At 54.9% G+C, this 22,275-nt stretch carries 17 protein-coding genes and 2 pseudogenes; 5 read left to right on the forward strand and 14 right to left on the reverse strand.

Annotated elements, in window-relative coordinates; translation table 11 throughout:
- The first annotated feature begins 28 nt into the window (after positions 1-28).
- Together CD000_RS13310 and CD000_RS13315 are read left to right on the forward strand one after the other, a co-directional pair.
- Positions 29-157, forward strand: coding sequence for a YfhE family protein (locus tag CD000_RS13310; RefSeq protein ID WP_011229953.1), 129 nt, complete (start codon positions 29-31; stop codon positions 155-157).
- A gap of 89 nt (positions 158-246) precedes the next feature.
- A pseudogene (locus tag CD000_RS13315) lies at positions 247-369 on the forward strand (YfhD family protein); the annotation flags it as partial.
- Positions 370-1,183: 814 nt separating this feature from the next.
- On the opposite strand, the gene CD000_RS13330 reads toward CD000_RS13315, so the two are convergent.
- A complete protein-coding gene (locus CD000_RS13330; protein ID WP_096225836.1) occupies positions 1,184-2,014 on the reverse strand; it encodes a glycosyltransferase family 8 protein in 831 nt (276 codons plus the stop codon).
- Positions 2,015-2,497: 483 nt separating this feature from the next.
- Between CD000_RS13330 and CD000_RS13335 the strand changes: the two genes are divergently transcribed.
- Together CD000_RS13335 and CD000_RS13340 are read left to right on the forward strand one after the other, a co-directional pair.
- On the forward strand, positions 2,498-3,682 hold the full coding sequence (locus tag CD000_RS13335) for a CaiB/BaiF CoA transferase family protein (RefSeq protein WP_096225837.1): 1,185 nt from the start codon (positions 2,498-2,500) through the stop codon (positions 3,680-3,682).
- A 107-nt stretch (positions 3,683-3,789) separates the two neighbouring features.
- Positions 3,790-4,989 carry an acyl-CoA dehydrogenase family protein gene (locus CD000_RS13340; protein WP_023633705.1) on the forward strand — a complete coding sequence of 400 codons (1,200 nt, stop codon included), beginning with the start codon at positions 3,790-3,792 and terminating at the stop codon, positions 4,987-4,989.
- Between the two features lie 85 nt (positions 4,990-5,074).
- Here the strand turns inward: CD000_RS13340 and CD000_RS13345 are convergent, their stop codons facing one another.
- The 8 genes from CD000_RS13345 to CD000_RS13385 form a co-directional block, all read right to left on the reverse strand.
- Positions 5,075-5,392, reverse strand: a complete 318-nt coding sequence (locus CD000_RS13345) for a DUF3870 domain-containing protein (RefSeq protein WP_033005473.1) — start codon at positions 5,390-5,392, stop codon at positions 5,075-5,077.
- Positions 5,393-5,543: 151 nt separating this feature from the next.
- Positions 5,544-8,168: a DUF2309 domain-containing protein gene (locus CD000_RS13350; RefSeq protein ID WP_096225838.1), complete on the reverse strand. Its 2,625-nt coding sequence runs from the start codon at positions 8,166-8,168 to the stop codon at positions 5,544-5,546.
- Positions 8,161-9,663, reverse strand: a complete 1,503-nt coding sequence (locus CD000_RS13355) for an NADH dehydrogenase subunit 5 (protein WP_096225839.1) — start codon at positions 9,661-9,663, stop codon at positions 8,161-8,163. Before CD000_RS13355 ends, CD000_RS13350 begins: the two co-directional genes overlap by 8 nt.
- A gap of 327 nt (positions 9,664-9,990) precedes the next feature.
- On the reverse strand, positions 9,991-10,359 hold the full coding sequence (locus CD000_RS13360) for a Na-translocating system protein MpsC family protein (protein WP_044742064.1): 369 nt from the start codon (positions 10,357-10,359) through the stop codon (positions 9,991-9,993).
- 158 nt (positions 10,360-10,517) lie between these two features.
- Positions 10,518-12,224: an ABC-ATPase domain-containing protein gene (locus CD000_RS13365; RefSeq protein WP_096225840.1), complete on the reverse strand. Its 1,707-nt coding sequence runs from the start codon at positions 12,222-12,224 to the stop codon at positions 10,518-10,520.
- Positions 12,225-12,374: 150 nt separating this feature from the next.
- Positions 12,375-13,142 (reverse strand): MerR family transcriptional regulator, encoded by a 768-nt coding sequence (locus CD000_RS13370; protein WP_233130449.1) that lies wholly within the window; start codon positions 13,140-13,142, stop codon positions 12,375-12,377.
- Positions 13,143-13,717: 575 nt separating this feature from the next.
- Positions 13,718-14,002: a hypothetical protein gene (locus CD000_RS13380; RefSeq protein WP_096225843.1), complete on the reverse strand. Its 285-nt coding sequence runs from the start codon at positions 14,000-14,002 to the stop codon at positions 13,718-13,720.
- A 139-nt stretch (positions 14,003-14,141) separates the two neighbouring features.
- Positions 14,142-15,599 (reverse strand): protein adenylyltransferase SelO, encoded by a 1,458-nt coding sequence (locus tag CD000_RS13385; RefSeq protein ID WP_096225844.1) that lies wholly within the window; start codon positions 15,597-15,599, stop codon positions 14,142-14,144.
- 373 nt (positions 15,600-15,972) lie between these two features.
- Here CD000_RS13385 and CD000_RS18885 point away from each other — a divergent pair, with 373 nt between their 5' ends.
- A complete protein-coding gene (locus CD000_RS18885; protein WP_483299630.1) occupies positions 15,973-16,392 on the forward strand; it encodes a DUF1640 domain-containing protein in 420 nt (139 codons plus the stop codon).
- 192 nt (positions 16,393-16,584) lie between these two features.
- Here CD000_RS18885 and CD000_RS13395 read toward each other — a convergent pair.
- From CD000_RS13395 to CD000_RS13415, 5 genes and pseudogenes are all read right to left on the reverse strand, one after another.
- Positions 16,585-16,911, reverse strand: a pseudogene (locus CD000_RS13395) (response regulator transcription factor); the annotation flags it as partial.
- A 215-nt stretch (positions 16,912-17,126) separates the two neighbouring features.
- Entirely contained in the window at positions 17,127-18,530 is a 1,404-nt protein-coding gene (gene rlmD / locus CD000_RS13400) for a 23S rRNA (uracil(1939)-C(5))-methyltransferase RlmD (protein ID WP_096225845.1), read from the reverse strand.
- Complete coding sequence (locus tag CD000_RS13405) at positions 18,527-19,393, reverse strand: DNA-3-methyladenine glycosylase family protein (RefSeq protein WP_014194896.1); 867 nt, start codon at positions 19,391-19,393, stop codon at positions 18,527-18,529. Before CD000_RS13405 ends, rlmD begins: the two co-directional genes overlap by 4 nt.
- Positions 19,394-19,571: 178 nt before the next feature.
- On the reverse strand, positions 19,572-20,363 hold the full coding sequence (gene pdaA / locus CD000_RS13410; RefSeq protein WP_096225846.1) for a delta-lactam-biosynthetic de-N-acetylase: 792 nt from the start codon (positions 20,361-20,363) through the stop codon (positions 19,572-19,574).
- Between the two features lie 182 nt (positions 20,364-20,545).
- Entirely contained in the window at positions 20,546-22,093 is a 1,548-nt protein-coding gene (locus tag CD000_RS13415; protein WP_096225847.1) for a fumarate hydratase, read from the reverse strand.
- Positions 22,094-22,275 lie beyond the last annotated feature (182 nt).

Raw genomic sequence — 22,275 nt, forward strand, 5'->3', positions numbered from 1 at the left:
ATATTGATGCAAAGCGAGGGAACAAGCGATGGCGGAAAAACGAAAACGCGAAAAATCGAAGCATACGCTGACAAGCGCCCAAGAAGTAAGCTATGCCCGCGATTTTAAAATGGCGGACCAAGCGGGCGGCTATACGGCCAAAAAGGCGCGCCACTAGAAACGATTGCTATTTATACGCTGGCGCCGTCCATGCCATGCTAATGAATGAATCGTACGATTCACACTTCTTTATAGGGGGCATGGATGATGGGCCGTTCTCGCGGACAACGGACGCGCGACAAAAACAAGGCGACTTTGCCGCAGGTTCCCAAACAATTGAAATCTGACGGCATTGACGTCGAATATTCGGCGGAATTTGCCGACCGTCAACTACCCCCACTTCGCGAACGCTTGAAGTGGGGGCTTGCAACTCCCCAGAAGTGCAAACGGACTTCGTCCTCCTTCCTTGACTTGGGGTTGCATCAGGGGGCAGGTTGACGACTACCCAACGACGCAGGTCATGCCTGCATCGTTACCGATTCTCTCGGTGTGTCTGTTGGCAGTACTTGGCTTCCACACACAACAGACAGACCTACGCTCGATGTTTTACGGTTGCAACGTTTCCTGCAACCAACTCCATCCATCGAGCAGCCGTTATTGGAGTGCCTTTATTGAACGGTTTTCTCCATGCCTTTATTATATCATACACAAAAGAAAGGGGGAACGCACATTCCTCTCCCACTTACTCCCTTTGGTCGTTGAAGTGGGAGTCTCCTGCGCGAAATAGGATGAAGACCTCGAGGCGCAGGCGCGCGCTGCGGCAGCCGGCATCCGCCGGCAAGAGCGCAAACAGTAATCGAACATGGCGCCCGCTTTGATGGGGCGCCTTTTTCCTGTGAACCGCTTCCACTTCGCTTTGCTTGAAGTGAGAGACTTTCTTTGGTGAACTACCCACCACCTACGCTTCGCTTAGAGGTGGGGGCTTCAAGCGACTTGTGTGTGTTCGCTGAACGGTAAGCCACACACAAGAACCCTTTACGCTTCCCTTCGTTCCGAAGGTGTCCGTTCTAGCCATATTCTATCATATTCGTTGGCTAACGCCAACCGAAATTCATCTCCTACTTTCACTGGTGCTGGCGCACCTTCACGTTTAGAAGTAGGAGACTTCTTTCGGAGGGAAGTTAAACACGTCTCTCAAGCCGCGCTACACCGTCGCCTCGCCCTCGAGCTCCAACACTTGGCTGTACCGTTTGTAAAACCGCCCCAACTCCCCTTTGTAATTGTCTTTCCACGGTTTTTCCTTGCCGCAATAATGGATAAAAACGGTGTTTTCCTCAATCCAAGCTAAATCGTGTTTCGGGTTGGGCAAAAGCTGCAAAAAGTCATAATAGCGCGCGTCGTAGTTGTAGCGGTAGCAGTCGACCGGTTTAATTTTGTCCCAGTACAACCCGTTTAAGACGTCTTGGTCAGGAAGAACAAGCTTGAACCGGTTGTCGCGAATGAACTGGTAAATGTCCGCAAGCCGAACGTGTTCGCGCATCGCCGCGATGTTCATCATCATGACGCCCGTGTTGAAATAGCCTTTCGCGTTCGGCGTTTTTAACCGCAACTTGTTGAACAAGTTTGCCACCTTCGTCGAATGGGTATGCTCAGCCGCAATGAACAAGTTCCCTTCAAAATCCATGTCATACAGCTCATCCATCGGGTTGATCGCCACAATATCCGGATCAAGGTACAAGACACGGTCGACGTCTGGCGGCAAAAACAAATGCGCCGCCAGACGGTAATACATCTCCACCGTATAGTGGCGGAAAACAGGCGCATCATGAAACAGTTGCGGATCAACGTAAATCGGCACCAGCTCATGCCCCTGCCGGCGAACAAACTCGCCAAGCGCCTGAATCTCTTCCTCGGCAATGCGCGAGTAAAGCAAGTAAAACGTAAACGGGCGCCGGTTGTTGCAAAACAGCGAATGCATCAAGACTCTCAGCGGCGGAAGATAATTAGCGTCTGTCGTGACTAACACTTGAAACATGCACCATCACTTCCTTTTTTGCGTCATCGATTCCCCTTTCTCTACAATTATATAGAAATTTAGGTGAATGTTGCGCCCTTTTCATGCCAAATTGTCCGACCGGGCGACGATTTCTTTTCATTCATTTGTATCGAAGAGCTATTCACGCGGCTACGTGCATCTTCTCCTCGCCAGCCGGCTTTCGCTGACGAATTTCTTGTTCGACTATTTACAATTATCAAACAAATCACTATAATAAACGTATAAGCCGTCTCCTGCCAGCTTGGCCGCTTGTGCAGACCGGACGGCCCCTGCCATCTGTCCGATAGCCCCGTTGCCTGACAGGCAGCGTTGGCAGCTTTTATGCATCGACCACAAAAAGAACTGTACGGCCTGACGGCATCTCCGCGCCGGAATGCCTTCTCAGTCCGTTCAAGCCGGTTCCTATCTTGCACGCTGTATAGGAACCGGCTTTTTGCATGTAAACAGAAAGGAGGGAAATCGATGCCAGGAGCGCTCGATGGCGTGCGCGTGCTCGACTTATCGCGCGTGTTGGCTGGTCCGTATGCGACGATGATTTTAGGCGATTTAGGCGCTGATGTCATCAAAGTCGAAGCGCCCGGGGGGTCGGATGACACCCGGTTTTGGGGGCCGCCGTTCCAAAACGGCATGAGCGCTTACTATACCGCTGTCAATCGAAACAAACGAAGCATCACCGTCAATTTAAAATCGGCAGAAGGACAAGAGACGATCCGCCGCCTCGCCGAAACAGCTGATGTCCTCATTCACAATTTTAAGACCGGAACGATGGAACAGTGGGAACTTGGCTATGAATCGTTGTCACGCCTCAACCCGCGCCTCATCTACTGCTCGATCACCGGGTTCGGCGAAACCGGTCCGCTCGCTTCGCTTCCCGGCTACGACTACATCATTCAGGCGATGAGCGGCTGGATGAGCATTAACGGCACTGCGGACACCGGCCCGCTCAAAGTCGGCGTCGCCGTCACGGATGTGTTCACCGGCCTGTATGCCGCCATCGCGATCGAAGCGGCGCTTTTGGCTCGTGAAAAAACGGGGCGCGGACAAAAAATTGATTTATCGCTCTTTGACTGCGCTGTCAGTGCATTGGTGAATGTGGCGGCGAACTACTTAATGTCAGGTGACATTCCGCAGCCGCTTGGCAATGAGCATCCGAACATCGTTCCGTATTCAACGTACGAGGCAAGCGACGGTCCGATCGTCATCGCCGTCGGCAATGACCGACAATTTCAAGCGCTTTGCTCGTTGTTGTCCGATCACTCGCTTGGAACCGATCCGCGCTTTCAAACCAATCCCGGCCGAGTCGCCCATCGCGAAGAGCTGAACCGGCGGCTGAACGAGGAAATCAAGCGGCGGACGCGGGCCGAGTGGCAGCGCCTTCTCGCCGAGAAAGGCATTCCATGCGGACCGGTGCAGACGCTCGATGAACTGTTCCGCCATCCGCAAACGGCGGCGCGCAAGATGACAGTCACGGTGCACCATCCAATCGTCGGTCCGTTAACGCTTGTCGCCAGCCCACTGAAACTGTCTGACACGGCGGTGTCTTATCGGCTGCCGCCCCCGCTGGCCGGCGAGCATAACGGCGAGGTCGAAGCTGGATGGCAAGGCAAACCGGCCGCTGAAAACGGTCCGTACGACAAAAACCAATGAATAAACCGTTGCTCTCCTCAACCGCTTCAGCGCCCGCTGAAACAAGGGAAACGAACGTTGACACGAAAACCATGAAAAACAAACAGTTGCATAGGGGGATGGAAACGATGATGAACTTCGACTTTACACCCGAACAAGAAATGCTCCGGCAAACGGTGCGCAAATTCGTCGACAAAGAGATCATGCCGTATATCAAAGAATGGGACGAACGCGGCGAATTCGACCGCAACATTTTCAAACGGCTCGCCGAGCTCAATTTAATGGGAGTGTGCATCCCGGAAGAATACGGCGGCATGGGCATGGATTACAACTCGCTTGCCATCGTCTGCGAAGAGCTCGAACGCGGCGATACGGCGTTTCGCACCGCCGTATCGGTTCACACCGGGCTGAACAGTTTGACGCTCCTTCAGTGGGGAACTGAAGAACAAAAGCAAAAATATCTCGTCCCACAAGCCCGCGGGGAAAAAATCGGCGCGTTCGGCCTGACCGAACCGAATGCCGGCTCAGACGTCGCTTCGATCCAGACGACCGCTGTCCGCGATGGCGATGACTATATTTTAAACGGACAAAAAACGTGGATTTCCCTCGCTGACATCGCTGACCATTTTCTCGTATTCGCCTATACGGACAAATCGAAAAAGCACCGCGGCATTTCCGCCTTTATCGTCGAACGGACGATGCCCGGCTTTTCGTCGCGCCCGATCAAAGGGAAGCTTGGCATTCGTTCCGGAAACACTGGCGAGCTGTTTTTCGACAACGTCCGCGTCCCGAAAGAAAACTTGCTCGGGGAAGAAGGCGAAGGATTCAAAATCGCCATGTCCGCGCTTGACAACGGCCGTTTCACCGTCGCCGCCGGCGCGGTCGGCCTCATTATGGCATGTCTTGAGGCGAGCGTGAAATACTGCCACGAACGAAAAACATTCGGCAAAGAAATCGGCCGCCATCAGCTCGTCCAGCAAATGATCGCCCGTATGGAAGCCGGCCTGCAAATCAGCCGCCTGCTCGTGTACAAAGTCGGCTTTTTGAAAAACGAAGGCCGCCGCTGCACGCGGGAAACATCGCTCGCCAAATGGATCGCCTGCGACTACGCGAACCAGGCGGCCGACGATGCCGTGCAAATCCATGGCGCCTACGGCTATTCGAACGAATACCCGGTCGAGCGCTACTTGCGCAACTCGAAAGCGCCGGTCATTTACGAAGGAACACGGGAAATTCATACGATCATGCAGGCCGAATATGTGCTCGGTTACCGCCAAGACAAACCGTTGCGCAAAACGCTGCCGGCATGGCGGCCAGCTGAAAACTGAATCACGAACGAAATCATGGGGGGCCAAACCGCTGACCCGCACCAAAACGCCGCTGCCCCCCATCAACCGATGAGGGGGCAGCGGCTTATGGCTCTTTCTCCTCCATTTTGCAATATTGTTTGTACAAATCTTTCAGCGCCGCGCACAGAGCAGAATGGGCTTTCCCTAAATACCCTTCGTCAAGCTCCGCCAACAGCTCGTCAATGCCGTCGCGCAGTGAATGGCCGCGCAGCAGCCGGGCGACATAATCGCGCCCATGTTCAGTAGCCAGTGTGCATGATGCCTCCACGATCACCCCGTATTTTTTATCAATTTCCGCTGTGATCGTCAGCGTATCGTAAAGGCTTTTGGCCGCCATTCCGGCCGGCAGCCGCGCATGGCCGGCGATAAACTGCGTTTTCATCCGCTTTCCCTCTTTCCTCGTCTTTCTTGTTGCTGTTATACCAACTATTATCTTGTTTCGCGGCGTACATCCATTTTCCCTGCCTCATTTGGCAGTCAACGAAAAAAAGCCGCCCGCCAAGCAAACTCGGCAAGCGGCAAATCGTTGCTTTTTAGCGCTTCTGCCTTGATGCAAGACGGCCTGCCGCCCAGTTCACCCACGCCCCGCTGTCTGGGTCAATCGAGGCGAGACGGAGCCAACCGTTTTGCACTTTGCGACGAAACTCTTCATTTCTGTCGAGCAGCTGCTCGATATAATAGGACGGCGCTTCGATGATGACAAGCAACCGAAGCGGAGCATGAAACAGTTCGCGATCGGACGCGGCGACCGACTGCCATGGAAAGCCGGCTAACAAGTCGCTCCCGTTCCCTTGCATGACGCCGATGCCGCCGGTCACCGTCTGGGTCGTTTTATCGCCGCTCCCATAGTAGTGCGGTGCGACTGTTGAAGCGTAATATTGCAAGTTAATCCATTGTCCGACGGTCGCCGGCCCGGCGATAATGCCGGCGAGCGCCTCACCGGTCGGATCTTCGCGCCAATCGTAGCTATGCAAAAACACCCGGCCGTCTAAGTCCTTTCCTTTTGTCAACTTGCGGCGGCCGATCAAGAACGCAGCGTTCCGAGCCAATCCCCATTCTGGACGGATCTCGCTCCAATCAATGGCGCGCCGTTGCGCTTCCGCCACCGGATCGCGCGGCGTCTGTCCGACATGGGGGAGCTTTGCCATCCGCTCAGCGTTCGCACGGCGGCTCGCTTCGCCAAGCGCCTGCTTCAGCTGTCGAAACGCCGCCTCAGCCGCTGCGGGCAACGGCGGCACATCAAGCCAGCGGACTTCATCGACGGTCGTAATATGTTCCGCAGCGACAAACACCGTTTCATCCGGAATGTTGATCCCTTCAGCCGCCAGTCCAGCGCGCACTTCCGGCAAGTTGGCCAACGCGGCGAATACGCGGGCGTTGAACGCCCCGGCCGCACCGCCGCACGCCCCGCAATCGAGCGCCGAAGCGTACGGGTTGTTGGCCGTCTCGCTTTCATGGCCGCAAACAACCACAAGCGGAGCGAACGAAGACGTCAAGCCAATGTTGACGAGCAGCTGCTTCACGTATTGCACTTGTTCCTCGGTTGTAAAGCCGATCGGCAGTCCAGACGATTCATCCTTTCCATGGCGGTGGAGCGACAAGTCCGTCTTCGGCTTATGTTCGGCTGCCGCTTCCGCCTGGCGGACGACCCGGCCAGCCCAAGCCGGCGCGGCGCTGCGGGCGAAGGTATGAAGGCCGAGCCATGGTCCGCTCATTTCCGGAAGCAATAAGCCGGCCAACATATGCTGTTTGATCTTTTTAAACGTCTGGCCGACAAAGCGGAATGCATCGCGCCGGCGACGGTACGGACGCGCCGCTTCCAAAGCGGCGGTTTCGTTGATTTCATGCTGCGGCGCGACGATCGCCGGGCATGACGGGTGAGCGTCATCGCTGTCAAGTGCGCGCGTTTGAATCGGCAAGCCGAAAAAGCCGGCGCAGCCATACGTTTCAAACGGTCCGGCCGCTTCCAAATGGCGGCGGAACGGCTCGGAACGGACGTCGATGCAAAACAATAGCTGCGCTGCCGCCTTCTTCGTCTCATCCATCGGCTGATGCGCCAATACCGCTTCTTTCAATTTCGCTTCATACGTATCTTCCCACGCTTCAAGCCAAAGATGACACCGGTCAATTCGCCAAAACCGATCGATAAACGCCAACCGGGCGCGCTGCTCTTTGCCGGACAGGTTCCGCCAGTCTTCCAGCGTCATCCCTCCCCAATGCAGCCAAGCGGCCAACAGTGAAAGAGCAGCGCCGATGTCCGCATGATCCTCCCGTTCAAGCGGCAAATATGGCGCCACAAGCGTCCATTCAAGCGACAGACGGACCGCCAAATAGTCAATCAATCCCCGCAATTCGTCGCCCGTCCGGCGCGACTGCCATACAACCATGCCAGCCCAGCCGGGCAACGCCAACAAATGCGCCTCCAAGTAAGCGGCGGTCTCTTCCTCCTGTACGCCAAGCTTCATCAACGCTTGACGCAGCGCCTCTTCCCCGTCGTGCGGCCAATCGGCAAGCCGCTTCCGTTCCTCTTTCGAGAGCGCCGGGTCGGCGGCGATGAGCCGGCGCCATGCTCCGTAAAACCCCAGCTCGCGATGTGGAAGCGCCCATGGCGCCGTGTTCGAACCATAAAACAGTTTGCACCATTTGACGGTTTGTTGGTCAAGGCGTTGGCTTACGCCGTGCAACGCGGCGCCCGCCGTCCGAACAGCCGCCGGACGCCATGCCGCCGCATGCGCCAGCTCCGCCAGTTCCGGCAGACGAAGCGCCTCGTTGGGCACCGTCTCATTCCAAAGGAGGGCGCGGCACATTCGCTCTGCTTCTTGGCGCCGCACCGGGAGCGGCTTGTTGTCAAGCCAACGCTGCAGCCGCCGCTCGACGAATACAAGGTCAATCTCCCCTTTTGCCATCGCCGCATGGAAAACCGCCATCGGCGGATACAAATCAATTCCATGCGCCTGCTGCAGGCGGTCGGCTGCGTCGGAAAACGTCTGCTCTTCAAGCCCCATCCACGGATGGCGGGCGATAAAGGCGGAAATCGGCCAAAGCGGCGCAACCGCCTTTGCCGCTTCGCTGACAAGCATAGCAAGCGGGCGGGCTTCTGCGCCGGTGGGCTTCGATTCCCCCGTTAGCCGTTCAAGCGGCATTGCACTTTTACTCATGAGCCATTCCCTCCTTCAGATAGGATGCCAAATAACGGGGATGCGCCTCCATAGCCGCTGGGCGCGGCTCCCCGAGATGAACGAGATGCATATACACCCGAACGGCAAGCGCCGATGTGCGCCGGTTTGCCAGCCAGGCAGCGGTCAATGCCGCCATCGCAAACAAGACGCCTACTGTCCATTCAAACGCGGCAGGCGGCACAAAAACCGTCGCTTCCCCCTGGCCGAGCAGCGTCAAAAACTGATGGCGCACCGTTTCCGAACCAAACGCCAACACAGCCACCGCCGCCAGGCCCATCCAGCGGCCTTCGCGGAAATCGGCTAGCCGTCCCCAAGCGACCGCCGCCGAGGCCCCAAGCAAAAGTGCGCTCAGCAGGCGGGCCGGTTCATTCGGGGAAGCGAACCAAAAAGACACCCCAAGCAGCACGCCAAGGAGAAGACCTCCCTGCCATGACCCGCTTCCTCGTTGGAATCCCGGCCGGCCGATCCTCGGAACAACCGAACCGGACTGCAGAAAAAGCGTCGCTTTAAACAGCCCGTGCAGCACCAAATGCACAACCGCCGCCCCGTAGGCGCCGAGAGCGCATTGCACAAGCATAACTCCCATTTGCGCCATCGTGGACGCGACCAGCTGGCGTTTATAGTCCGCCTGCACCAAACTAATGCCCATACCAATCAAAATCGAGCAAAAGGAGATCACAAACAATGCGATATGCGCCCCCGTCCCGCTAAAGAGCGGGGAAAAGCGCCAAAGCAACAGCCCGCCGGCATTGACGAGCCCCGCATGCATCACCGCCGACACCGGCGTCGGCGTCACCGCCGATTCCATCAGCCAACGATGGAACGGCCATTGTCCAGCCGGGATAATGGCAGCCAAAATAAGCAGTCCGTTCATCACCGCCTTCTCCCAGGCGTCTAGGCGGGCAAGGCGCTCCGCCGACAGCGCAGAAGCAAGCTGCCATTCGCCGGCCGCCGTTCCGAGCCAGACGACAGCGATGACGACGGCCAGCCAACTCAGGCTGAACACGACCGCCATTTGCCGGGCGACAAACTGCGCCGGCCTCCATTCTTTTTTCAATGCCGTTAACGCCACAAGGCCCATCAATGGAAGCCCCCAGCAGACGGCAACGAGGCGCATGTCGCCGCTTGCCCATGTCAGAGAAGCGGCCGACACCGTCCACGTCAACAAGGAAAAATAGCGCCGGTAAGCGCGGTCGCCATGCAAATAGCGAACGGCAAACCGTTGAATCGCCCAACTGAGAAGTGAAATATAGACGGCCACCAACCAACTGACCGCATCAAACCGCCACGGCCCGGCCTCTGCGTTGCCGGCGCCGATCCATCCGGCGGCAGCCGCCGCTCCCGGAAGAAGCAACAGCCAGACGTGCACATGCACATACCGCTCCGGCATGCGCGGATGCAGCCATGCGGCTGCGCTGATGAAAACGATGGCCACTGCGGCGAGCCATCCCCATATGAACCATTGTGCTGCCATCACATTCTCCTCCCCTCGTCCTTTGTCTTCGTTCGGGAGAAAAAAGAAAAAACCGGCTATGTCAATCAGGCAACGCGACCAAAAAGGCCGCACCATTGCCTATCGATTGCCCATAGCCGGTTTACCTTCAACCAATCGTGAGGCGATTGTTTGAAGATCTCCCGCTGTGCAACAGACACCGGTCGGTTTCCCTTCAACGAACCTAAACGACGTTTATGTAGGTTTTTTGAAGGACTCCCGACCTTATCGTTTCCATTTGATTTTATATTCACTATACAAAAGTTGTTTTAATTATACAACAACTTTGTCAACATTTCATCCATGAATTTATTTTGCAAGCTGCTTTTCTAAATCGTTGAACAGCTTGAAGACGATCACCCGCTCGCCCGTTCGGGTGCTTAAATCCGTATGGAAGCTCTTCACCTTCTCGCCGGTGATTTCAAAAATCATTTCTTTCAAGTCATCGACTCCAGACTCCACTAAACTCGTCCGCGACCGCTTCACCGATAACATTCCTTCTTTTGATTCGCAAAGCGCGTACTCGGCGGGCGTCAGGATGCCGTGCAACGAAACGATGATCATATCGCGCAAAATATCGGTTTTCACCGATACCGAACCGCGGCCAAGAAAATCTTTTTCCCATTTTGTCAATGCTTTGCTGATTTCCGATTCAATCGAACCTTTTGACTTGCCCATGCCTCGATCCCCCTTCAGCCAAACCGCGGCCTCCCCGCCGCCAGCCGTTTCATTGAACTGATAAACATAATTATAACGATAATCGAAAGGGGATGCTAGACAAAATCAACGGAAACGAAAAGCGAAAGCGGGTTCAATCCGCTTCCGCCCGCAATGGTTCAGCGTTGGCGGCAACGGAGCGTCCGCAGCCGATTGAGCGCCGCCGCCAGCTCGAATCGGCGCGGGCGGGCAAGTTCACCCGGATGCCCTTTTCGGAACGAAACGGAGCCCAAGCCTTGGCGATCCCATTGTTCTTCGATCGCATCGAGCAGTTGGCGGACGGTTTTCTTTCCGTCGAACCATCCTTTTCGTTCCATATACAGCAGCGCCGCGGCAATCGCCCGCGTTTGGCTGTCATCGACCAGCTGCTCAAGCGCATAAAGCAATAGATCGGTTTGCCCGTATTGAATGACGTGCCGTCCGCGCGCGACCGCTTTTTCTTTTTTTCCTTTTTGGCTGTTTAAACTCCCAGGCAGCGGAATGCGCTCATGAATGCAGCCGAACGACTCGCCGCCTTCCGCTTTCCGTCCCGACGGCATCTGCAAGGCGATTTGTTTTGCCTCTGCCGTCACATCAAACGGGGCGTACTGTTCCATTTTGATCACGCAATCCGCGATGTCCAAGTAATCCCCCAACCCGCCGACGACAAGAACGGTCGAAATGCCGTAATCGCGAAATAGTTGGCGCGCCTTGTCGATATACGGCGTGATTGGTTCGGCATCTTTCGCCACAAGCGCCTGCATGCGTCCATCTCGGATGAGCAAATTCGTCGCGCTCGTATCTTCATCAATCAAAAACGCCGATGCCCCCGCTTCAATCATTTCGATCATGCTCGCGGCCTGTGAGGTGCTGCCGCTCGCGTTTTCCGTCGAAAACTGTTTCGTCTCTTTTCCATACGGCAGCGTGCCAATGAGCGGAGAAATGTCAACACTGGCGACGCTCCGGCCGTCTTCGGCGCGAATCTTCACCGCCCCGCTGTCGGTGATGACAAACTCCCGCCCGTCGCCGGCGACATGATCATACACGCCGTGCTCAAGCGCCTGCAGCAGCGTCGATTTGCCGTGGTAGCCGCCGCCGACAATCAGCGTAATCCCTTTGCGGATGCCCATGCCTTTGATCGGTTCAGCGCGATGCGGAACGGGGATCGCAATCTCCAGCTCTGGCGGACTTTGAAACGGCACCGCTCCACGTTGCAGCGGCTTGTCGCTCACTCCGCTCTCCCGCGGCAAAACCGCACCGTTCGCGACAAACGCCACCAATCCGTGTTCACGCAAATAGCGGCGAATGGCGTGCTGCTGATCGGCAAGCTCGACTGCCGCACGAATATCCTCCTCCCGAAGGCCGTACACCGCCCGCTCGATGACGGATGGAATTTGCTCGAAAAAGATGGCCTCGGCTTCTTTCGCCAAAATGCGCCGCCCGTTCGCCGGCAACCCGACCGACAAACAGACAGTGACCGTCTCGTCCGTCACTTGCACTGCTGTCCGCTCGAGCACCTTCTGCTCCGGGGCATCGATCAAGACGAGCCCGCTTTTTCCCGATCCACGCGCCCGCAGCGGCCATTGCCGCAATTCATGATAGACGCGGCGCGCCAGCACGTCTTCGCAGCGAACGCGGCGCGGTTTCGTATTCGTCCACTCCGATGTCAACACCGTCTTCGTCCGCGGCACGAGCACCCGAATTTTCGACGGTTCGGCAAACGGATCGCCCTGCACGTGGTCAATCGCGAGCGTAAACAATGGAAACGAATACGTCCCTTCGATCGTTTTATACGCTTTATATCCCTTTTGATCAATGGATCGCAGCCGTTGTCTGAGCGTTTCCATACATACAGCTCCTTTCATCCCGGTCATTTTTTCTATATTGGTTATGTACATCCTTCCGCCATCTAGATTGTACCGAAAACCGCCCCGTACGTATAGCGGCCGGCAAAAAAAAACGCAGCCTGCCTTCAAACGAGGCAGGCTGCCGATCAATTAGCCGTTTTTCATCCCGGTATAAATCAAAATCGCTTCTTTCAAAAATTCAGCAGCGCCTGGATGAACATTGTCATAATACGCTTTGAACCGTTCGTCGTCGACATACATTCGGGCCAGCCCGGCATGCGCTTCCTTCGAGTAGCTGTCCCAATAATAGCTGAGCCACTGCCGGTGGAGATCAGCCGCTTTTTGCGCCTTCTCCCCGGCTGGGTCGCCGGTCAAAATGGCTTCTTTCAATGCGTCGAGCACTTCTTTGCCGAGCCGTTCCGCCTCATCAAACTGCTCTTTTGTCATTTGCCGCAGCTTTTCGTTCGAGCGGTCGATTTGTTCATCGCCATATTTTTCGCGGATTTCCCGGCCGTATTTCCGTTCGTTTTCTTCAATCAATTGTTCCTTAAACGCAGCAAATTTTTCTTTGTCGTCCATCGGTATTCCTCCTTCTTTTGACGCTAATGTTCGTTCGACATTGGCGATCAGCGCATCGAGATGCCGCCGTTTCAAAAGCAGCTGCTCACGGTGCTGTTTGAGCACCTTGATTTCATCAAATGACGGGGAGTGGATGATTTGCTTAATCGTTTCTAAATCAACGCCAAGTTCACGGTAAAAGAGAATTTGCTGCAGCAAGTCGACTTCCTTCGGCCCGTACAGGCGATACCCTGCTTCGCTTAATCGGGCTGGTTTGAGCAATCCGATCTCATCATAATACCGCAGCGTCCGGCTCGTCACCCCTGCCAGTTTTGCCAGCTCATGCACCGTGTATTTCACTTCCCTCACCTCCCCATCGATGACGATATACCTTGACGCAACGTCAAAGTAAAGAGAAAAAATGAAAAATGGGCAAAAAAACTTTGTTTAAAAAATAAATAAAGGGGCTCGGCATTCGGATGAGCCCCTTTACGCGTCAACGGAAGGTCTGTTTGATTGTTTACGAAAACAGTCCTCGCAAATAAACTTACCTTCATTTCGCAAGTACGCTTGGATTTCCGTGAATCCTTTACGCTCCGGATAACGCATTTTCACAAAAACAGCCTCACCGCCTTTGATTTCTTTTCCGCAAATCGAACATGCAGGTTTTTTCGAGAACACTTGCCATCCCTCCACGAAACAAATGGAGACGGGAACATCCGCATACGGTTACCCGCCTTTGCTTCCTAACAATCTCGATACGGCCAAACAAATTCCTCCAGCCAACCATATGACGGCAGCCAGCCACCAACCGCCTGCTGCGAACGAAGCAATGAGCACATATAGCCCTAATGCCACAACGAACCAACCAATGACAAAGAAAACACTGAAAAAAATTCAGACCACATTCTTTTCCCTTCACCGTTCGGCCGCTGCTACGGGCGATTGGCGTCTATTTGCGGCATTTTCGTGATCACAATCGGATCATCCAAATTGACGTTTGGCAGCAGCTGCGGCTCGTTTTTCTCTTCCATCGCGCCAGCCTTTTTCACCTCAGGCGGAAGCGGGTCATCAACGGAATCACGGATGATGACGCGCTGGCGAAAGGGTTCGACCGTCTTTGACTCTTTTGGCTCATTAGACAAAAACAACTGGAGGCTGAATACGGCTAAACAAGCCAACATAACTGCAACAGAACATAACATTCCTTTTCGTCGCATTCCCAACACCTCTATCAATATAGACGAAGGCCGCCCGTTTTTCGTTTCACCCTTATTTCGGATCAAACCGCCATCCAGCCGATAGCGCAAAAAAGGGCCTCAAAGGCCCCACAGTCATTCCTAACCCGCCTGTTTCCTTTCACGTCCCGCAAAACGTCCGGTACGGGCGGTCGGACGGCGGAGGCAGTTCCGCGTATTTCTCTTGTTCCGGCGAGTAGGCGTACGGGTCAGACAGCGCTTCAAGGAAACGCTCCATCACGCCGTAGTCGCCGTCATGGACCGCGGCGGCCAACGCCTCTTCAACCCGGTGGTTGCGCGGGATCACAGCTGGATTATGGCGGCGCATCCGCTCATACGCTTCTTCCCTTGACACCGATTCTTGGCTGAGCCTTGTTTGCCAGCGCTCCTGCCACTCCCGGAACTCAGCGGAATCAAACAGCGCCATTCCCGTATACTCGCCTAACGTCAACGCCCGGAACGTGTTCGTGTAATCAGCGCGATGTGCTTCCATCAGCCGCAATAAATCCGCAATAAGCTCCTGATCCCCTTCCTGCCCCTCGGCAAGGCCGAGCTTCGCCCGCATCCCGCTAAACCAATGGTGGTGATACCGCTTCGGATACTCATCAAGCGCCCCTTGGGCAAGCGCGATCGCTTTTTCTTCATTCTCATCAAGCAACGGCAACAAGCTTTCCGCAAACCTTGCCAAATTCCAGCCCCCGATGTACGGCTGGTTTCCGTACGCATACCGCCCTTCCGTATCAATCGAACTGAACACCGTCTCCAGGCTGTATGTGTCCATAAACGCGCACGGCCCATAGTCGATCGTTTCCCCGCTGATCGTCATATTGTCCGTGTTCATCACCCCGTGGACAAAGCCGACAAGCTGCCATTTCGCGATCAGTTCCGCTTGGCGTTCGATCACTTGTTCAAGCAAAAACAAATAGCGGTTCTCAGCTTCCTCAAAGCCAGGAAAATGGCGCCAGAGCGCATAATCGGCCAGAGCGCGCAACTCCTCTATCGTCCCCCATTGCGCCGCGTATTGAAACGTCCCGACGCGCAGATGGCTCGAGGCGACACGGGTCAACACCGCCCCAGGCAATTCCGTTTCGCGCATAATGGTCTCTCCCGTTGTGACGACCGCAAGACTTCGCGTTGTCGGGATGCCAAGCGCGTGCATCGCCTCGCTCACAATGTACTCCCTCAGCATCGGCCCAAGCGCCGCCCGCCCATCGCCGCCGCGCGAATACGGCGTCCGGCCCGAGCCTTTCAGCTGGATGTCCACCCGCTCCCCGCTTGGGGTGACGTGCTCGCCCAGCAACACCGCCCGTCCGTCGCCAAGCATCGTAAAATAACCGAACTGATGCCCTGCATACGCCTGCGCCAGCGGCTCAGCTCCGTCTGGAATTTGGTTTCCACCGAACACAGCCACCCCATCTTCACTTCGCAACGCTTCCTCATTCAACCCAAGCTTGACTGCCAACGAACGATTGAGCACCGCAAGCTTCGGCGCGCGCACCGGCGTGGGGAGGACTTTGCTGAAAAAGCGCTCCGGCAGCCTTGCATAACTGTTGTCGAACTTCCATCCTGCGTCCAACATCGTCATCTCCTTTGCGGCCAAAACAGCCTTTTTATATGAGTTTATTGTACGGCAAAGCGGACGGCATGATAAACCGAAAACGCGCGATCCTAAACCAAAAACCGAACCGTCAACGTTCGACGAAAACCACCATATTTTCTCTTTCTTTCTCGCCCCGTTTCTTTGTATAATACCTGTGAGGAGGTGAGAAAAAGTGGAAGAGAAAACAATCATTCAAGCGGTGCTTCAAGCGCTCGAACAGCATTCTGACAAAATTAGCTCGAAAATGCAGGAAATGGAGCAACGACTGCATCATGAAATGCAAACGATGGAACAGCGACTGCATCATGAAATGCAAACGATGGAACAGCGACTTCACCATGAAATGCAAACAATGGAGCAACGACTCCGCAGTGAAATGCAAGAGATGGGACAACAGCTCCGCAACGAGATGCAAGAAATGGGACAACAACTCCGCAACGAGATGCAAGAAATGGGACAACAACTCCGCAACGAGATGCAAGAAATGGGACAACAACTCCGCAACGAGATGCAAGAAATGGGACAACAACTCCGCAGCGAGATGCAAGAAATGGGGCAACAGCTTCGGGCAGAAATCCACGCTGTTGAGACTCGGCTTGAGGCCAAAATCGACTCCCTTCGTGAGGAAATGCAACAGATAAACAGACAACTGAACGAACGAATCGACCACCTTGAAGAAGAATTAACAGATACTCAAGCCTCGGTCGAAGTGTTGACAACAAAAGTGCTCCACCACGACCGAAAACTTCGCCAACTGACCAAGCAAGCGTAACTCCTCTCAGTTAGCCAGCCATTTTCCCTGTCCACCGCACGTCAAAAACCGCTTCCGTTTCATCTTCCATGTTCATCGTGATGAAACGGAGCGGTTTTGGTGTTCACAGAACACCTACTCCCTATCAAAAAATGAATCGCGTTCGACATAGCATACTCTCAATGCATAGCGCTTGTGCCACTCACACGCTCCTCATTTCACCAAGCCATGCCGAAACGCGTAAATGACCGCTTGCGTCCGGTCTTGGACGCCGAGTTTGGCGAGGATGTTGCTTACATGCACTTTCACCGTTTTAAGTGAAATGAACAATTCATCGGCCATTTCTTGATTCGTTTTCCCTTGCGCCATCAACAAAAGCACTTCCATCTCCCGGCTCGTGAGCTGCTCATGCGGCAGGCGCTCTCCTTGTTTCCGATAGTTTCGCATCACTTTTCCGGCCACTTCCGGTTCGAACACCGATTGCCCGTGGAACGTGGCGCGAATGGCGTCGGCAATTTCGCTCGCTTTCGATGTTTTCAGTGAACTACCCCCACTTAATTTTCTAGCGAAAATTTGAAGTGGGGGTAGTTCACTGCCTCTGGCTTAATTCATTTTTCTCTCATTTCGATCTTTTTTCCTTTCTTTTCCAAGGGTTCCCCCACTTTTTCTTCCTCTCTTCTTTCTCCCAAAAAGGAGTGGAAGAACCCGATTTCATTTTCCATTGACACTCCACACGGCTGAAGACGCGTGGAGTGTCAAAATTGCAGCGTTAATTTCGCCACCGCTTCCACATGCGCCGTGTGCGGAAACATGTCCACCGGCTGGATGTAGTCGACGCGATATTGTGCAGCCAAGGCATCGAGATCGCGGGCGAGGCTGGACGGGTTGCATGAGACGTAGACGACCGTTTTCGGGCGGACGTGGAGAATCGTTTCAAGCAACGCCCGGTCGCAGCCGACGCGGGGCGGGTCGACGATGATGACGTCCGGCTTCCAGCCTTCGTTCACCCATTTTGGCAGCCAATATTCGGCTTTGCCGACGACATAGTGCGTGTTGGTGAACCCATGCTTTTTGGCGTTGTTTTGCGCGTCTTCGATCGCTTCCGGAATCGTGTCCATGCCGCGCACTTCTTTGGCATCGCGAGCAAGCCACAAACCGATCGTGCCGACGCCGCAGTAAGCGTCAACGATCCGCTCCGTTCCGGTGAGGGCGGCCGCTTTTTTCACTTCGTCGTACAATTTCACCGTCTGCAACGGGTTGAGCTGGAAAAAGGCGCGCGCCGACAGTTCAAACGACAAATCGCCGAGCGTTTCTTGAATGTATTCGTCGCCGGCGAGCACTTCTGTCTCGTCGCCGAAAATAAGCGACGTTTTTTCGCCGTTGATGTTTTGCACGATTGATTTCACTTCTGGAAGACGGCGGCGGATTTCCTCGATCAACAGCTCTTTGCGCGGAATGTCTTTTGTCGCTGTCACAAGCACAAGCTGGATGTCGCCGGTATGAAAGCCGACGCGGGCGACGATCGTCCGCACGACGCCCATTCTTGTCCGCTCGTTGTAAATCGGGATGTGCAAGTCTTGCAAAATCGTTTTCACGATGTTCGTGACGCGCGTCGTTTGCGGATGCTGGACGCGGCATTCCGATAAATCGATGAGCCGGTGGGAGTTGAGGCCGTACAGGCCGGCGAGCACCTTCCCTTCCTTCATTCCAACTTGAAACTGGCTTTTGTTTCGGTAATGCCACGGGTTGTCCATGCCGATCGTCGGGCGGATGTCAAGCTTGTCGACATCGAGGCGCCGGGCATGGCGGCGGAGCGCCTGGATGACAATGTCGCGCTTCGCCTCGAGCTGCGCCTCGTACGCCAAGTGCTGCAACTGGCAGCCGCCGCACTGGTCATAGAGCGGACAGGGCGGCTTGATGCGGTTTGGCGAGCGCTTGCGGATGCGCTTGATTTTCGCCTCGGCGTAGGTTGGGTGGATGTCCGTCGATTCGACGACGACTTCTTCACCCGGCAACGCGCCGGGGACGAAGACGACTTGTTTTTGGAAATAACCGACCCCTTCGCCGTTAATGCCGATCCGTTGAATCGTCACGGGAAATTGCTCGCCTTTTTTGATTTTGATGTTCATTTGTTGCTTTGCCATATCGGTCCCTCTCATTCAATGCTTCGCCATAAATAAAGCGCCGCATAGCTGGCGTACGGCTTCCATCGTTCGCCAAGCGCCGCCATCTCTTTTGTGGTCGGCCGCTTCGGAAGCCCGAACCATTTTTCGACCGCCCGCTGCAAACCGATATCCGCCGGCGGGAAGACGTTTGGGCGGCCGAGGCCGAAGAGGAGGAAATTTTGCACGGTCCACGGACCGATGCCGCGCACGGCGGTCAGCCTCTCCATCACCTCGCCGTCTTCCATCTGCTCGAGTTCATCAAGCCGCAGCTTCCCCTCGGCAATGAGGCGCGACACATTGACGATATATTCGGCTTTCCGCCCGCTCAGCTGCAAGGCGCGCAAGTCCTCGTACGAGCGGGCCGCGATCTCTTCTGGGCGCGGGTAAAACCAAACGCCGTCCCGCTCCTCGCCGAACGTTTTCACAAACCGCTCTGTGAGCCGATAGCCGACTTTGAGATGAAGCTGTTGGTGGATCAAACATTTGACGAGGCAAAAATACAAATCAAAATCAAGCACCAACGGCAGCCCCTCATAACGGGCAAACAGCGGCGCCAGCTCGGTCGCCTGAAAGTAGCCGTGCACCGAGGCAAGGGGCGTCCGCCATTGAAACAGATGAGAAATCCGTTCGATGATCTCCTGTTGCCGCTCGGGATGCGGCCCCGACACGATAAAGCGCGGGGCGTCTTTCGCGCCGATGCTTTCCACCACGACAGGCACCTTTACGTCATCGAGATGAAGCGGCACGGTGACGCGCTGCCGCTCTAGATCAACCGCCAGCAGCGGATCGAGCGCCAATCGCTCCAACGCATGCGCAAAATCGTACGGCGCGGGCACGGTAATCGTTTGCTTCCACATCGTTCTCACCTTTCTCATTTGTCCGTGCCCCTATTATAACGAAAAACGCCCCGTCGAACCAACTTGTTGGCAGGACGAGGCAGCGGCATATGGTTCGGTTGACAGAACGAGGCGGGTTTTCGAATGGTCCAACACACAACGTTTCGTACCACTTTTGCGCTCAAGTGATGAAAGCGGCTTATGGGCGAAACAGCCGCGGATGGAGGCCCATCTTTTTCACCATCAACTCATCTAAGCTGGCAAACGTATACCCTTGTTTGCGCAAGTCGTCGATCACCTTCGGCAGCGCTTCGGCATTGTCTTTGGACACGGAATGCAACAGCAAAATCGCCCCCGGATGGATTTGTTTCATGATTTGGTCGTAAGCATATTGCCAGCCGCGCTGGCGGTCGGTTTGCCAGTCGACGAACGCCAGCGACCAAAAGACGTGATAATAGCCAAGGTCGCGGGCGAGAGATAACGTCCGTTCGCTGAAAATGCCGCGCGGCGGGCGAAGGTACGCCATCCCTTTTTGCCCGGTCAATTCCTCGGTCTTTTCTTTTACTTTTTCCAGCTCTTCACGAAACCGCTCTTCGCTTGCCGCCGTCAAATCGGGATGGTGCCATGAATGGTTGCCGATGATATGCCCTTCCGCCGCCATCCGTTTGACTAAATCGGGCGCTGTTTGCAAATAATGACCAGTGACAAAAAAGGCGGCTGGCACATGTTTTTCCTTTAACACGTCCAAAATTTGCGCCGTATAGCCGTTTTCATACCCGTTGTCAAATGTTAAATAGATCGTTTTTTCGCTCGTGTCGCCTAAATAAAAGGCGTCATGTTTGGCGAGCAGTTCATCGAGCTCTTTTCCCGCCGATGGGGGCTCGTGGTTTTCGCTTCGCTTCAATCCCCAATGGATCGGCGCATTGCTTATGGCAAAAGCAGGGGCGGGAAAAAGCGAGAGCGCTAAAACGAGAGAAATGAGCCATCTCATGCCTAGTTCCTCCTTGGCCGCCATCTTTTCCTCTTTCTTATTGTTTTCACCCCTGACCGCTTTACGCGCGCCATTTTTTGCAAAAAAAGGCCCCAAAAGCAAGCGCTTTGGGGACAGAGAAGAAAACGGGATCAGCTTGTTTGAATACCAATAGCCATGTGCTTGAAATTCAGCTCTCCTTCTTACTTGAACACCGGCTCTTTGAACTGAGCCAGCTTTTCAAGCGACGATTTTTCCACATCTTCATGCAAGCTGTTGCCGTGCGAATCCATCGTGACAACAGCAGTGAAGTTTTCGACGCGCAAATGCCACATCGCTTCGGGGATGCCAAACTCCAGCAAATCAACGCCTTCCACGGATTTGATGCAATCGGCGTAATATTGCGCCGCGCCGCCGATGGCGTTCAAATACACGCCGCCGTGTTCTTTTAACGCTTGCAGCGTCTTCGCGCCCATGCCGCCTTTGCCGATGACAGCGCGGACACCGAATTTTTTCATGATGTCGCCTTGGTACGGCTCTTCACGGATGCTTGTCGTCGGGCCGGCAGCTTTGGCGTGCCAGCGGCCTTCTTCATCTTTTAACATGACCGGGCCGCAATGATAAATGATTTGCCCGTTCAAGTCGACCGGCGCGTCATGGTCCATCAAATATTTATGAATGGCATCGCGGCCGGTGTAAATGACACCGCTGATGCGGACGACGTCGCCGACGCGAAGCTGGCGCACTTGTTCTTCCGACAGCGGCGGAACAAGGTCGATGACGCGTGTGTCGCCTTGTTCAAGCGCCGCGGCTGCTTCCGCTTTTTCCAACTCTTTTGCAAAATCGACGTCTTCGCCGTCTTGGTACAACCATTCGATGATCTCACCGGTCGCCGGATCGATTTTCACGCCCATGCGGCGGAACGCCCAGCAATTGTAAGCCACGGAAACGAAGAAGCTCGCCGGGATGCGGTGCATAACGCCGATTTTACAGCCAAGCAGCGTCGATTCGCCGCCAAAGCCCATCGTGCCGATGCCAAGTTTGTTGGCGTTTTCCATAATGTATTCTTCGAGTTGGCGCAATTCTTCAATCGGATTGACATCATCGACCGGACGGAACAGCTGCTCTTTCGCCAACTCATAGCCCGATGAGCGGTCGCCGCCGATGCCGACGCCGATAAAGCCGGCGCTGCACCCTTGCCCTTGCGCTTGGTACACCGCATGCAAAATGCATTTGCGGATGCCGTCAAGGTCGCGGCCGGCGCGGCCGAGCCCCTCGAGTTCACACGGAAGGCTGTATTGAATGTTTTTGTTTTCACAACCGCCGCCTTTTAAAATGAGGCGAACGTCAATGTAATCGTTTTCCCATTGTTCGAATTTAATGACCGGCACGCCTTCCCCTAAGTTGTCGCCGCTGTTTTTGCCGGTGAGCGAGTCGACCGAGTTCGGACGCAGCTTGCCGTTTTTCGTCGCTTCGGCAATGGCGGACCGGATCGCTTTTTTCATTTCGATTTGGTTGACGCCGACCGGCACTTTGATTTTAAACGTCGGCAAGCCGGTGTCCTGACAGATCGGCGACACGTTTTCGTCCGCCATTTGAATGTTCTCGACGATCGTATCGAGCGCCATCGCTGCCCGTGTACCGGCGTTTTCGCGCACTTTCGCTCGAGCGATCGCTCGGCGAACGTCCTTCGGCAGCTTCGTTGATGTCTCAACGATCAAGTCATACATGCTTTGCTGGAATTTTTCCATGCTGATTCCACGCCCTTTCCTTTTGGATCGCCCTATTGGCAGTTGTCTCATCTTCTTCTATTATACTGCTTTTTCTCGGTTATGGAAAAAATCTTTCTTTTCTGTCTCATCAGTCCCCCGCCCGCCTCATAGGAATGGGATAGAGGATCAGCGGCCAAAACGATTGACAAGCGGAGTGACTG

It is taken from the genome of Geobacillus sp. FJAT-46040 (assembly GCF_002335725.1).
In the GTDB taxonomy this organism is placed as follows: Bacteria; Bacillota; Bacilli; order Bacillales; family Anoxybacillaceae; genus Geobacillus; species Geobacillus thermoleovorans.